Annotated in this window: 13 protein-coding genes and 1 other RNA gene; 5 read left to right on the forward strand and 9 right to left on the reverse strand. The window is 58.8% G+C overall.

What is annotated here, in order from left to right:
* Positions 1–3 precede the first annotated feature (3 nt).
* From recR to AC5LBQ_RS00625, 5 genes are all read right to left on the reverse strand, one after another.
* Complete coding sequence (recR, locus tag AC5LBQ_RS00605) at positions 4–606, reverse strand: recombination mediator RecR (RefSeq protein WP_282922401.1); 603 nt, start codon at positions 604–606, stop codon at positions 4–6.
* The gene (locus AC5LBQ_RS00610; RefSeq protein WP_493264314.1) at positions 606–3,008 is read right to left on the reverse strand and encodes a DNA polymerase III subunit gamma and tau; all 2,403 of its coding nucleotides are present in this window, start codon (positions 3,006–3,008) and stop codon (positions 606–608) included. The genes recR and AC5LBQ_RS00610 overlap by 1 nt, the downstream gene beginning before the upstream one ends.
* A gap of 185 nt (positions 3,009–3,193) precedes the next feature.
* Positions 3,194–4,933, reverse strand: a complete 1,740-nt coding sequence (locus tag AC5LBQ_RS00615) for an OmpA family protein (protein WP_493264315.1) — start codon at positions 4,931–4,933, stop codon at positions 3,194–3,196.
* Between the two features lie 87 nt (positions 4,934–5,020).
* Positions 5,021–5,114, reverse strand: an RNA gene (ffs, locus tag AC5LBQ_RS00620) — signal recognition particle sRNA small type.
* A gap of 6 nt (positions 5,115–5,120) precedes the next feature.
* Positions 5,121–5,933, reverse strand: coding sequence for a hypothetical protein (locus tag AC5LBQ_RS00625; protein ID WP_493264316.1), 813 nt, complete (start codon positions 5,931–5,933; stop codon positions 5,121–5,123).
* A gap of 237 nt (positions 5,934–6,170) precedes the next feature.
* Between AC5LBQ_RS00625 and AC5LBQ_RS00630 the strand changes: the two genes are divergently transcribed.
* Positions 6,171–7,637: an NAD(P)/FAD-dependent oxidoreductase gene (locus tag AC5LBQ_RS00630; protein ID WP_493264317.1), complete on the forward strand. Its 1,467-nt coding sequence runs from the start codon at positions 6,171–6,173 to the stop codon at positions 7,635–7,637.
* Between the two features lie 30 nt (positions 7,638–7,667).
* Positions 7,668–7,865 carry a hypothetical protein gene (locus AC5LBQ_RS00635; RefSeq protein WP_493264318.1) on the forward strand — a complete coding sequence of 66 codons (198 nt, stop codon included), beginning with the start codon at positions 7,668–7,670 and terminating at the stop codon, positions 7,863–7,865.
* A 133-nt stretch (positions 7,866–7,998) separates the two neighbouring features.
* Here the strand turns inward: AC5LBQ_RS00635 and galE are convergent, their stop codons facing one another.
* The 3 genes from galE to AC5LBQ_RS00650 are packed head-to-tail and all read right to left on the reverse strand — an operon-like array spanning position 7,999 to position 10,710.
* Positions 7,999–9,024 (reverse strand): UDP-glucose 4-epimerase GalE, encoded by a 1,026-nt coding sequence (galE, locus tag AC5LBQ_RS00640; RefSeq protein WP_493264319.1) that lies wholly within the window; start codon positions 9,022–9,024, stop codon positions 7,999–8,001.
* A gap of 52 nt (positions 9,025–9,076) precedes the next feature.
* On the reverse strand, positions 9,077–9,232 hold the full coding sequence (locus AC5LBQ_RS00645; protein ID WP_295028637.1) for a hypothetical protein: 156 nt from the start codon (positions 9,230–9,232) through the stop codon (positions 9,077–9,079).
* Between the two features lie 17 nt (positions 9,233–9,249).
* Positions 9,250–10,710 carry a class E sortase gene (locus AC5LBQ_RS00650; protein WP_493264320.1) on the reverse strand — a complete coding sequence of 487 codons (1,461 nt, stop codon included), beginning with the start codon at positions 10,708–10,710 and terminating at the stop codon, positions 9,250–9,252.
* Between the two features lie 113 nt (positions 10,711–10,823).
* Here AC5LBQ_RS00650 and AC5LBQ_RS00655 point away from each other — a divergent pair, with 113 nt between their 5' ends.
* Entirely contained in the window at positions 10,824–11,096 is a 273-nt protein-coding gene (locus tag AC5LBQ_RS00655) for a cell division protein CrgA (RefSeq protein ID WP_282922430.1), read from the forward strand.
* Positions 11,097–11,333: 237 nt separating this feature from the next.
* On the opposite strand, the gene AC5LBQ_RS00660 is transcribed toward AC5LBQ_RS00655, so the two are convergent.
* Positions 11,334–11,762 (reverse strand): acyltransferase, encoded by a 429-nt coding sequence (locus AC5LBQ_RS00660; protein ID WP_282922431.1) that lies wholly within the window; start codon positions 11,760–11,762, stop codon positions 11,334–11,336.
* A gap of 189 nt (positions 11,763–11,951) precedes the next feature.
* Here AC5LBQ_RS00660 and AC5LBQ_RS00665 point away from each other — a divergent pair, with 189 nt between their 5' ends.
* Together AC5LBQ_RS00665 and AC5LBQ_RS00670 are read left to right on the forward strand one after the other, a co-directional pair.
* On the forward strand, positions 11,952–12,473 hold the full coding sequence (locus tag AC5LBQ_RS00665) for a peptidylprolyl isomerase (RefSeq protein WP_282922432.1): 522 nt from the start codon (positions 11,952–11,954) through the stop codon (positions 12,471–12,473).
* Between the two features lie 48 nt (positions 12,474–12,521).
* The gene (locus AC5LBQ_RS00670) at positions 12,522–13,391 is read left to right on the forward strand and encodes a rhomboid family intramembrane serine protease (protein ID WP_493264321.1); all 870 of its coding nucleotides are present in this window, start codon (positions 12,522–12,524) and stop codon (positions 13,389–13,391) included.
* The last annotated feature ends 18 nt before the right edge of the window (positions 13,392–13,409 follow it).

Below are 13,409 nucleotides of genomic sequence, written 5' to 3' on the forward strand. Positions count from 1 at the left end.
TTTCTACAGCCGGCGCCGGCCTTCCAGAGCGCGCCCCAGCGTCACTTCGTCGGCATACTCCAGGTCGCCTCCCACCGGCAGACCGGAGGCCAAGCGCGAGGCCGGAATTCCGATGGTAGCGAGCATTCGCGCCAGGTAAGCCGCGGTCGCTTCGCCTTCCGTATTGGGGTCGGTGGCAATGATGACTTCCTTGATGGCGGAATCCTGCAGGCGCGTCATCAGCCCGGCAATCCGTAGTTGATCGGGGCCGACCCCGTTGATGGGATCCAAGGCGCCGCCCAGAACGTGATAAAGCCCGCGATACATCCGGGTGCGTTCCAGGGACACAATGTCGGTGGCCTGTTCCACCACACAGATGAGCGACTGATCCCGGCGGGAATCCTGGCAAATCGCGCATACCGGGTGTTCGGTGATATTGCCGCAAACCTCGCAAAAGTGGACCTTTTCCTTAACGCTGGTCAGCGCCTCGGTGAGTCTCTTAATGTCGGCTTCATCCGCGCTGAGCACCCAAAATGCGATGCGTTGGGCGGATTTTGGTCCTACGCCTGGCATTTTTCCCAGCGCGTCGATGAGGTCTTGCAGGGCGTCGGTGAAAATTTGGCTCATCACCGGCCTGCCTTTGCAGACGGGGAACCCGGCATGGATTTCGGATCGATGATGGTTCCGCCCAACATGGCTTGAGCAGTCTGGATTCCCGCTTTCATTTCCCCTGAAACTTGCGGGTCAGGCTGTTTACGTGGTTCACCTAATTGGTTTGATTCACGGGATGTGGTCGAGGTCACAGGCGTGGGTTCCTCCGGGGGAACAGCGGCAGAGGGGAGTTTCGGTGTGACTGCAGACGGCTCCGGTACGGGGGCGGGCGGCTCCGGCTCAGCAACTGGCACACTTGCGGGTTCTGCGGGTCGATACTGGTTTTGAACAGGGGGTTCGGGCAGGTCCTGCGGTACCTCTGGTTCAAAATAGGACGGTTCAGACGGCGGAGGGAAATCCTCCGGCAGAATGGGCGGCTCCGATGCCTGTGCCGCAAATCCATACTGTTGCTCGGCAGATACGGACGGCTCCGATGCGGGGGCGGGCTTCGCAGCGGGCGCCCCGAAACCAGCCACCACTCCGCGCACTTCCACATTGAGGCCGGTGAATCCCTGAATGACCGCGGCTAGGGCGGAAGTGTGGCGTTCCCCGAAAGCTCGCACCAGTCCGGGGTTCGGGAAGGCGATTTCCACCGCCGAGCCGCGCATTCCCTGCAACTGGCCGTGGGTTTCCAACAGGTTCCCGGTCGCGGCGTGATTTTGCTTCAAACGAGCCATGATTTTGCCCCAGTTGGCGCGGATTTTTTCATAGTCTCCGTCTGTGCCCGTGCCGGACTGGGCCGGTTGTGTACCCCGGGCGGGAGCCGGGGCAGAAACGCGAGCGGGGGCAGGATCCGGGTTGGGAGCGGAAACCGAGGTGGGGGCAGAAGTAGGGGTAGGAGCGGGGGCGGGTTGGTCCGCCGGGTGATCCCGCCGGGCAGACGTTTGGCCAGACGGGGTGTTCAGGACGTGACTAGCCGTACTATCCGTGTCTTCACCGGGAATGTCCCAGGGGGTCGGCTTAAACTCCCATTTTTCCTCACGGGGCTCCGTAGTTGGCTCGGGCTGCGAAACGGTGTCCTTTTCGCGCTGTGGTGGGGAAACCGTCGCTGGTTGAGGCGCAGAAGCGTCTGGACGCGCAGAAGTATCTGGACGCGCGACAGAACCAGCCGAGTCCGCAACGGTGCTGGTAGGAACCCCTTGTGAGGGGTTCCCAGTGGGCGCGGGCGCCACGGGGGGAACAGGACCACCGCTATCCCGAGAGCCAGATCCGGTAGCTTTCGCTGCCACCCGCGCGGTCGATACCACTCCCTCGGCAGTGGTAGACGCTGCGTCATCTGAGGTCGCCAACAGCAGTTTCGCCACCAACAGTTCCAATGCCAGACGCGGGGAAGTCGCCCCGATCATCTCGGTTAGCCCCTCGTCAACGAGTTCGGCACAGCGCGTCAGGGTGCGCGGGCTGAGAGCCGCCACTTGGGGATGCATCGCCGCCAGTTCGGCCTCGGGCAAATCCCCCAACACGGCCCCGGCTCCCGCCCCAGCGAGCTTCATCACCACCAGGTCACGCAAATATTGCAGCAGGTCCTCGACAAAACGCCGCGGTTCGTGCCCGGTTTGAATCATCCGATCCACCACCGTGTAGGCCTCGGCACCGGAGCCGGACACCAAAGCATCCACCATCCCGCTCAACAGCGCGGAATCGGTGTAACCCAGCAGGGACACGGCCCGGTCATAGTGCAACTTCGGCTCAGCCTCGCCAGCAATGAGCTGATCAAGAATGGACAAAGAATCGCGCACGGACCCGCCTCCGGCCCGCACCACCAGACCCAGCACCCCGTCCTCGGCAGTAACACCCTCAGAACGGCACAAATCCGCCATATAGTCGCGCAGCACCTCCGGGGCAACCAGCCGGAACGGATAGTGATGAGTGCGGGAGCGAATCGTAGAAATGACCTTTTCAGGATTCGTGGTCGCAAAAATGAATTTAATGTGGTCCGGAGGCTCCTCTACCAGCTTTAACAGGGCGTTGAAGCCTTCCTTGGACACGTTGTGTGCCTCATCAATGATGAAAATCTTAAACCGGTCACGCGCCGGGGCATAGGCCGCCCGATCGCGCAGTTCCCGAGTGTCGTCCACGCCGCCATGAGAGGCCGCGTCGATCTCGATGACGTCCAGGGAACCCGGCCCGCCCGTCGCCAAATCCCGGCAAGAATCGCAAGTCCCGCACGGGGTAGCGGTCGGTCCCTGGGCACAGTTCAGGCAGCGCGCCAAAATCCGGGCGCTGGTCGTCTTGCCGCAGCCCCGCGGCCCCGAAAACAGGTAAGCATGGTTGACCCGCCCGTTCGCCAAAGCCGCCTGCAGCGCCTTAGTTACGTGTTCTTGACCGATTACGTCCTCAAAAGTGTCGGGACGGTAGCGGCGATACAGGGCAGTCATCATGTCTCTACTCTACCCGAGCCCCGGTGGCAAAAATTTTTGAGTTCCGCACAGTTATTTCGGCCGAATCAAACCCAGCGCCAAACCCGCCCCAGCGATGCTGGCCAAAAGCTCCAGGTCTGGCGTTCTTCGCTCGCCCCTGCGGGATTGGTGGCACCATTTTCTGAGCCTGCAAGAGTTTTTCTAGGTTACGCTGCCTGAGAATCTGCGGAAGAGCCGCTGGGTTGTTTGGTGTGACCAGACTGGTTCTTCTGGGGTGTGGGCTTGTTAGAACCCTGAGGAGAGCCGGAGGCCTCACCAGCCTGTTTCACCGGAACGTCGTTAATCCGGTAGCCGTACTTGACATGGTTGTATTCCTTGGAGGCGTCGATGGTGATGGTCTTGGTGTTAACCGGCGGATACAGAACCGGAACAGTCCACTTTTCACCTGGTTTCAACAGCGGAATGGCGCCTAGGCTTCCGCCCGTCACCACCCCGTGTATATTTTTCCCGTCAACACCGATACGCGGATATTCCAACGGCACAGTGCGCGCCGAACCGAGCAGAATATCAGGCCCGTAAAAGACAGAGCTGATATTGGTAGTTGTCTCTTCCGGGCGATGAAAGCCGCCCAGGTTCAAAGACATAGAGCCAACCTGGTCAACAGCTTCCACCGTGAAGGTCACCAGGGTGTAGTTAGGGTAGGCCACGGCCTCGGAGGTGGAGACTTGCACATACTGGGGCTGACTGGCTTCACTGCGGCTGACATTGTAAAGCACTGCCTTGGGCCAATCAGATTCCTGGGCATACGGGGCAGGCATTTGTGCGCTGGTCGCCTGCAGTTCGAGGATTTCCTTTTTAACCGGAGTGTTAATGGAAACTTGCACCCGTCGGTTCTTTGCCCGCGAAGCATCGTCAGTGTTCGGCACGGCCGGTTGCGTCTCGCCTTTGCCCGAAGCACTGAAAGTGAACCCGGACAACCCCGATTTCCCGTCCAGAACGGCTTTCACCGCGTTCGCTCGGTTCTCACTCAAGGCCTGGTTCCCAATAGTCGGCTCAGGCACGTTATCGGTGTGACCCACAATAGTTACCTCACCCGGCTCATGAGTCGCCAACGTTTTCGCCAAGTCACCCAAGATCGCCTGGGCTTCGGGCTTAATGTCCCACTTGCCGGAATCAAAGAACACATCGGCCGCCAAAGTCACATCCAGGCTTTTTGAATTCGAAGCCACGTCCATGCCCGGAACTATGGTGAAAGCCGAATACTCCCCGTGGTTATCTTTCGCGGCCTTGTCGGGCAGGCTATCCAAAGCTTTTTGCAAAGACTTCGGGGCTTTCGCCGCGTCCTGGACCGGAACATCGTAGGCGAAACCGATGAGGCCCAAATCCACCCCGACCGTGCCCGGATTATCACCGATGTCCCCGAAGGGTACCAGGACGCTTTCGGAAATCGGGTCTCCGTCTTTGCCGCTGAAACTGCTGTTCTTGGTGTCGGTCCCATCCTGTTTGACGTAGGGAACGTGTTCTTGGTCGTCACGCCAGGGTTCAAAAACCTCAGTGTCCGTCAACAGATACATCCCCGAATATTCCCTTTGCGCAGGATAATCCGGGGTGGTGAGAGCCGTTCCGACACTGGTTTTCACCATGGCGGAGTTCACGTCATCGACACCCACCGTGAGCGCCAGCGCCGAATTGCCGTTATCCAACCGATACAGCGGGCCTACCTGAGCCCACATAGAACCGACTTCGAAGTCAGCTTTCAGGTCGATGGCGCCTGGTAGGCTCTGCGGAGCCTTTTTACTCACCGAAGCGTCAGGCTTGGCTGGTTTTGGGGTATCTTTCCCGGTGGGTACACATCCCGTCAACGCCAACGTCGCCACAAAGGCTGCCGCCACCAGCATCCTCAAACCAGGTTTCACCATGAATAGCCAGCTTTCCGCAGTAGTCACACTCTGTTCGCATATTAACAAGCTAAAGTAAAGCCTCTGTGCTCACCAGGTTAACATCAGGTAAAAATATCCGCGGACGCCGGAAAAATAAAAGTTCCCCGCGCACCCGACAGGGAGCCCTTATCCTTGCTGTCTTCCGACCCTGGGGAGGTTCAGACTATGCCGTCACGCGGGGAACGAGACTATTCTACTTGGCGGCAGCCAGAATTAGGAATTCTCCAGCTACGACCATTCCGGGGCGGGGGCGTCCCGTAATGTCACCTTCAGCCGCGCACACGCTGAGAGGGAATCCCGCCGCCACTTCCAGAACCCAGAAGTTTTGTCCCGTCAGGGTGTTGGAGTGCATCTCGGCAGCGGTAATTTTTCCAGACAGCACGGCTCCGGCGTGCGCACCCTGCTTTTGCAGGACAGAAACAGCTCCGGTCGAGATGAAGGTCGGCAGGGTGTCTTCCGGGGCGCGCTGTGGTCCCTCCAGAGCCGCGCCGAAAATTTTGGCGGTCTGGCTCGCCGCGTAACTTGCCACGTTTTCGTACAGTTCGACGCGCTGCGCTAGGGCAGAAATCCCCAGTTTACCGGCGTCGGCACGTCCGGGCTCGTGCCCCAGTCCAGCCCGCATGGCCACGCAAGCCTTGCCTACAGAACGCTCCGTCCCCCCTTGTGCGTCAACTATGTCAACCAGGGCAAAACGGTCTGCCATCTCGACCCACCGCGCGTCAACCACGGCGCTAGCGTTGAAATCCTGGTGAATATCCGCAATTTTCTCCGCAACCACGTCAAACACGGCAACTGCGCCGGAACGGTCCACGTATTGGAACGTGCCATTCTCCATATCCCCCACCACCGGGGTGCATTGGTCAGCCGCCTGGGCCAAAATTTCGTCGGCTCGTTGCTCAGTGGTCATCTCAAAGCCCACAGCCCGCCAGGTCGGTCCAATGGTAAAGACTTTCGTGCCGTCCTCGTCATTGGACTGGCCCAAAGCGTTTTCACCCGCCACACTCATGGTTCGCTCCTCATCAGCTGCTCAAGGTTTTCCCCGGTTTACCCTCGGGATTCTCTGAATTTCAAGTCTAAACCACAAGCGGGGGCGAAGCCGGTAAATCCACCCCGGATTTTCAAGCTATAATAAGCCTTGGTCGTGCAGTGCCGGACGTTCCGCTTTCGGCGCGGACTTACCGCCCGCTCAACGATTTCCTGAGGCACTGCTAAAGAACCGCAACAGATTAAGGAAGTTGTAACTATGGCAAGAGTTGTCGTCTTAGGTGCGGGCATTTCCGGTCATACCGCCGCTATGCACTTGCGTCGGAAGTTGTCGCGGCGCAATCACGAAGTCGTGGTCATTTCCCCGCGTGCCAACTGGAACTGGGTTCCCTCCAACATTTGGGTGGGCACCGGCAAGATGAAGAAGAAGGAAGTAGTGTTTCCCCTCGCCCCGCTCTATAGGCGCAAGGGGGTCATTTTTCATCAGGCGGCCGCGAAGGTCATTTATCCCGAGGGACGCGGCGATGATGCGCAACCCCAGGTCGAGATCGAGTTTACGGGAGGCAAGAACAAAGGTCGGCGGGCTTTGGTGCATTATGACTACCTCATCAACGCGACCGGGCCAAAGCTGAACTTTGCCGCTACGCCGGGTTTGGGTCCGGATTGTGGCAACACGTTTTCGGTTTGCACTCCTGACCACGCCGAACAGGCCGGGGTCGAGTTTCAAAAAATCGTCCAAGAGATTAAAGAGACCGGGACGCCCAAGCGGTTCGTGATTGGGACCGGCAACGGCGGGTGTACCTGCCAAGGCGCCGCTTTTGAGTACTGTTTCAACACTGAATATGACCTGCGTCAGGCGGGGATTCGGGACCAGACCGAGATCGTTTACCTCACCAATGAGGAAAAGCTCGGCGACTTTGGGATGGCTGGGATGCGGTTTAAGAACAACGGCTACTCTACCGACTCCCAGTTGTGGACGGAATCGCTGTTTCGGGAACGCGGGGTGAAAGCTATCACCGGCGCTGGCGTTCGCGAAGTGCGCCCACACGCTCTGACTTACGAGGATTATGACGGCAATATGCACGAGTTGTCCTTTGATTTCGCCATGCTGCTCCCCCCGTTTACCGGGGTCGCGCTGGAAGCAAAGAAGCCGGACGGGACGTTAATTCCCGAGATGTTCAACCCGGCTGGGTTCATGAAGGTGGACGCGGACTATTCGAAAAAGAGTTCCGCGCAGTGGTCCCACGAGGATTGGCCCAAGACTTACCAATCCCCGCTGTATAAAAACATTTTTGCCGCCGGGATTGCTTTTGCGCCCCCGCACGGTATTTCGAAACCTCACCAGACGCCCAACGGCACCAACATCACCCCGGCACCGCCACGTACCGGGATGCCTTCAGGCTCAATTGGCAAGGAAGTAGCCATGAGCATAGTTGACCTGATTAACCAGGGCCCGCAGGCGAAACTGCACGAAGCCTCCATGGCGGTGTTGGGAGCAGCTTGCGTAGCCTCCACCGGCACCGGCTTTAAGAAAGGCTCCGCGGCCGCCATGGTGATGTTCCCCATCGTGCCCAACTACGACAAGTACCCGGATAATGCCGGACGCCACCCCAAACTGAGTTTCGGACGCATCGGCCTGTTCGGGCATTGGACCAAGTTCCTGCTCCACGTGGGCTTTATCTATAAAGCGAAGTGGAAACCGTTCTGGTGGATTATCCCCGAGTAACCCCCAACCCACGCAGAGAGGATTTTGATAATGACTGACTTTAGCGCGTCCCCAACGATTGAGGAGCTATGCCCGGCCACCGCCGAACGGATTGCGGCGGCCCCGAACCCTTCCCCGGCGACTTTGCGTCACCGCCAAAACCCGTTCCTCCAGTTGTTTTCCTTTGCGAACTTTAACTGGCGGATTTTGCGCCTGGTGACTATCGCCAAGTTCGGTTCCAAGGACTGAAAAATACCTCCGAGTTCTTCCCGGAAGCAACACGATTCAACCGGCGAGCACGACAAACGTCATACACGTCAACCATGCCACCCGAGTCAGCCACGTCACCCGGGCATTCCTAGTAGCTAGCCGCAAAAACACGTTAGCTGGCGTAGCCGTTCGGGTTCTGCGACTGCCAATTCCACGAATCTCGGCACATATCGTCCAAACTCAGGCGGGCCTCCCAGCCCAGCAGTTCTCGCGCCAAACTCGCGTCAGCGTAAACCGTGTCAATGTCCCCCGGTCGGCGTCCGTCAATGACGTAAGGGATAGGTTTGCCGCAGGCTCGCTCCATCGCGTGCAGCAACTCCAACACGGAATACCCCTGCGAAGTACCCAGGTTTATCGCCTTCGCACCCCGATGTTTCAGCCCGTAATCAATGGCGGCCACGTGCCCACGGCCCAGGTCCATGACGTGAATGTAGTCGCGTACCCCGGTTCCGTCCGGGGTGTCGTAGTCGTCGCCAAACACGTGCAGTTTTTCGAGCTTGCCGACCGCGACCTGGGTGATGTAGGGCATGACATTGTTCGGAATGCCCTTGGGATCCTCGCCAATCCGGCCGGAGGGATGCGCCCCAATGGGGTTAAAGTAGCGCAGCAACACGGCAGAAAACTCGGGATCGGCGTGGCACACGTCGCGCAGCATGATCTCGTTCATCAGCTTGGACCAACCGTAAGGATTGGTAGCGGTGCCGGTCGGCATGGTTTCTTTCAGAGGGGACACCCCGTCAGCTCCGTACACGGTAGCGGAGGAGGAAAAAATCATCAGGTGACAGTCGTGATCCCGCATGGCGCGCACCAGGGAGAGGGTCGCGTTGAGGTTGTTGTCGTAGTATTCCACCGGCTTGGCTACCGATTCGCCCACGGCCTTAAGCCCGGCAAAGTTAATGACCCCGTCAACCTGGTGAACCGCAAAAATCCGTTGCAGAGCGTCAAGGTCACGCACATCCTGCTGATAAAACGGGATTGTTTCCCCCACGATTTCCGAGACACGCGTCATCGCTTCCGCACTAGAGTTATACAGGTTATCCACGCAGACCGCACGGTATCCCGCCTCATAGAGGCAAATCAGCGTGTGCGTGCCGATATATCCGGCACCCCCCGCCACCAAAATTGTTTTCTCAGTCATTGTTCTGTTCCTTTTCTCACAAGGGCCCCCGTCGAGTTGGCGGGTTGAGACGCTAGTTCACGGTGTTCGGGTTGAGGTTGAAAGTCTCTACCGCCCAGGGGAATCCCCACTGGAACAGCGCTGCCACTACGGCCAGCACCAAAATCCCCATCTCTATGCAGCGCAGCCATTTCGGTCCGGGCATAACGGCAAACAGCCATTTGTACATTCTGGTTTCCTTTCTGTTTACCCGGCCAAGCCCTCAGCCGGCGCGGAACTGGCAGCGCCGGATGGGGCAATCGCGTTCGGGTCGCTCGCGGGTGCATCGGTTCCATCCTGCGGACCCTCCGGCGCGGTGCCCTGACCAGCCTGTTTCATCGCGTCCAACCCTTTGAGCGCGAAAGGTCGGCCTTGTGTGCGCGGCACCCAGTAGGAAAACTTGGAGTACACGATGAATCGCTGCGTGTTGCCGTATTCGGGGTGGCAGGTCGTTAGGGTCATGAGCCGTTCATGCGGGACGGTGTCTTTCGCTTCGTGCGGTACCGGGTAAATCACGTCTCCTTGCGATGGCAGGACTATCTCGGTTGACGTGACCTGGTAAACCAGCCAGGCTTGGGAAGTTTCGACCACCAACGGGTCACCGGTCTGTAGCTCGTGAACACGGCGGAAAGAGTTTCCGTACGAGCGCCGGTGGGCAGCCAGCACAAAGTTGCCTAGCTCTCCCGGCCCTTGAGTGTCAACGTAGTGTCCGGCATAGCCCGTGTCCAGCACGGCTTCGTTCGTGCCCTGCATGATGGGGATGACCATCGAGTCCCAGCGCGGCACATGCAAGGTGGCAAAGGTCTGTCCCACCGCGGGAATGGTGACGCTGGGAGGTGGGTCGGTGCGCTGCACTTCGGTCGTGGCGGTCGCATCGTTTGCGGTGGAGCTTTGGAAAGACTGCACCGCGGCCGCCGTCGCCCCCTGCACCTGCCAAGTCGTCACATACAGCTGCCACACGACGAACAAGCCCAGGACGACACCAACCGTCAGCATGGTTTGCCCAATCCCGCTCATCACCAGGACCGATACGGGGGTGCGCCGGCGCTTTGGTGAGGCGGCCGTCTCGTCTGGGTCAGTCGAGGCAGTGGGTCGTTCAGAAGGGCGGGTCGAGGCTTTCGGTGAGGATTGTGGGTTTGCCTGGGGTTCACCAGGGGTGGGCGCGGGGGTGGCGGGTCGTGTCGAGGCTGCCGGGGGGCGGGAAGGAACCGGGGCAAAAGCGGGGACTGCCGGGTTTGCCGTGCCGGGGACTTGATGATTAGCTGGGCCCGACATGGAGAAGTGTGGCGAGCCAGGAACCGGGGGGTTCGCCGCACCGGGGACCGGGGGGTTCGCCGCGGGGCGAGCCGGTACGCCGGGGAGTACCGGACGATTTGGCTGGGCAGTCGCGGGACGAGCCGCGCCGGAAGGTTCGGCAAGAGGTTGGTAACCTGCAGGTGGAACCGCACTTGTGACCCCTTGTGAGACCATCTGAGGCGGGAGGGCGGACTGCTGCGGCACGCGAGGTGGGGCCCCATAAGGCTGAGACCCGGGAGACTGCGCTACGGGAGGTTGCGTCCCGCGAGGCTGCCCCGGCGCGGGCGACAGCGGTCCGACAGGCGGTTCCTGCTGTTCGCGACGTTGCCGGCGCGAGGGAAACTGCTGTGGTACAGGACGCTGCTCACTCATTCCAACCCCTTGACGCGCGGATACACCAACGTCAAAATTTTACCAATTTCCAAAGGATTTAGCTTACGGTTATCATTAACCTGTTAAGCAAACTTTTGTTACAAGGAGTTGTTGTGCCCGAATCCAAAAAGCGCAAGCGCGCCTCGAAAGTGGTTAAGTCTGACAGCGAGTTGCGTCCCTCGTGGACTGAGGATATGAAGCACTCCCCCAGCTGGTACGCTCCGGCTGCCCTGATAATCATGGGCGTGGGTCTGCTGTGGATTGTGCTGCACTATATCCTGGCGCAAACCGCGGGGATTAACCTGCTGGGGCTGGGCAACTGGAACATCGCGTTGGGATTTGGCGTCATCATGGTCGGTTTCATCATGCTGATGTGGTGGAAATAGGGCTTTTTTCTGCTTAATTTTTATTGCTCGTCAACTCGGGGGGACCACGCGTGACCTAGGTCACGGGCCCCCCTCACTTTTCGTTGCGTTTGCCACGAAAAGCACACCCCCTAGTCTCGTGCTTGGGTTTCGCCCCTTCGTTTTCCGAGCAATAACAGTAACAGCGGAAGCAAAGCCGGGGGTGCTAAAAAACCGACCGGCAACATCAGCCGCCGGTCGGTTTTTTGAAGTTTGTTTTTACTTGTCGGTAACGACCACCAGGTCGTCATCATCAATATCCTCCCAGGATTCCTCGGCCCAGGGATCCTCGACCGGACGGGTGCGGCTATACAAGATAAACCCAGCCACCGCGGCGACTCCGGTCAACAGGATAGTCGTCAACCAGGGATGACGAATTGGGCACTTCTTTTTGGGGTTCATAGCTGACTTGACTCCTTCACTCGCTTTGGAAACTTTTTCGGCGATGGTACCGTCGCCGGTAACCGCCTTTGACACTGCCTCGTTGACGGCTTGCGCCCGCGGCAGGAGGTCTGATTTCACCTTAGTGCCAAAGTCCCCGACGGCCCCGCGAGCCTTCCCAGCAACCTCAGCAGCATTCAGTGCCATGTCTTCTCCGGCTCGTTTCATGCAGTCCATATCGATGCATTTCGACAAGTTATCCAACATTGGATCCTTCTTTCTCTCACACCGAGCCGAACGGACACGGTTGGTACTATTTTGCCTCTTATTTGGAATTTTTGCAGGAAATAGGCCTGTTCTTTTTTCTCGACCACCCCAAAACGAGCCTCGCCGACGGCGGACAGACTGCCGAAAAAATGCTTTGCGCCCGGGCCGCGCACATGAAAAGATGGAACTATGCAAGCAACAATTCACACATCTGAAGGCGACATCAGCCTGGAACTTTTTCCGCAATCCGCGCCAATCACGGTAAAAAACTTCACCGACCTGGCGACCGGTGCGCGTCAATGGACTCACCCAATTACCGGGGAAACTTCAACTGAGCCTCTCTACAGCGGCACGGTATTTCACCGGGTCATTTCCGGTTTCATGATTCAAGGCGGGGATCCCATCGGCACCGGCACCGGCGGCCCGGGCTACGTCTTTGACGACGAAATCGACCCGGCCTTGGGCTTCACCGAACCTTACCTGTTGGCGATGGCGAATGCCGGCACGCGCGGCGGTCAGGGCACCAACGGTTCCCAGTTCTTTATCACTGTCGCCCCGACCACTTGGCTCAACGGCAAGCACACGATTTTTGGCCGCGTCCTGGACGATGCGTCCCGCGCTGTCGTGGACAAAATCGCCGCAACCCAAACGGACCGCTCGGATCGTCCCCTGGAGGACGTCATGATTGAGTCCATCGACATCACGGAGTAAAGCCCGTTTGACCCGGTACTCCGGCGGTTTTGAATGTACTGTTAAGTCATGAAAAATACCGCAAAAGCCCCTAAGCCCTACGTGACTTGGGGGCTTTGTATTGCCTTAATCATTGTCTGGGTCGCCGAGCTGTTTATCCCCGGAGTCATTCAGCACTTTGCTTTTCTGCCGGTGCTAGGCCTGTTTGAGCCCTGGCGTTTCATCACCGCGGCCTTCCTGCACTCGGTGCCCTCACCATTTCACCTGGCGTTTAACACCTGGGCTTTGCTGGTGGTCGGCAGGGCGCTGGAGCCGGTCGTGGGCCACGTGAAACTGGCCCTTGCGTTTGGTATCAGCGCTTTCGGGGCGCTCATGGCACAGTGCCTGACGGTTTTTGTCGACCCCAACGCATGGATCACCCCCACGGTGGGCGCGTCCGGAGCAGTGTTTGGATTCTTTGGTATGGTCCTGGCGATTCAAAAGGTGCTGCGCTTGCCTTGGACCGAAATGGCGACCTTAATCGGGCTGAACTTTGTGATAGGGTTCATGGTTCCTAACGTCGCCTGGGTGGCCCATCTGGGGGGCTTAGTAGTGGGTCTGGTGCTAGGTGCGTACACCGGCTGGGTGCTGCGTCATTCAACCTACGAAGTGATTCCAGGCGAGGGTGTGGACGACACCCACTTTACGGCCAATGCGCCCGAGCCACGGGAGAATCCAGACACCACCGCCTTGGACGCGCCGGAAACTTCCGACGCAACGGCGCCAGACAGGTCGGATTCCCCCGATGCCCCGGCAGCTCCCATGCTTCGCCGAGTCACCAATACGACCACACGGCTGCGTGACCTCGCGGTTTACGGCGGAGTTTTTGCCGTGCTGCTAGTGAGCAACTGGGCTTTCTACCATTTCAACTACGCGACTATCTACAGTTTCTTTAAGTAATTCCCCAGAAGCGGACTT

It is taken from the genome of Mobiluncus sp., from assembly GCF_985070215.1.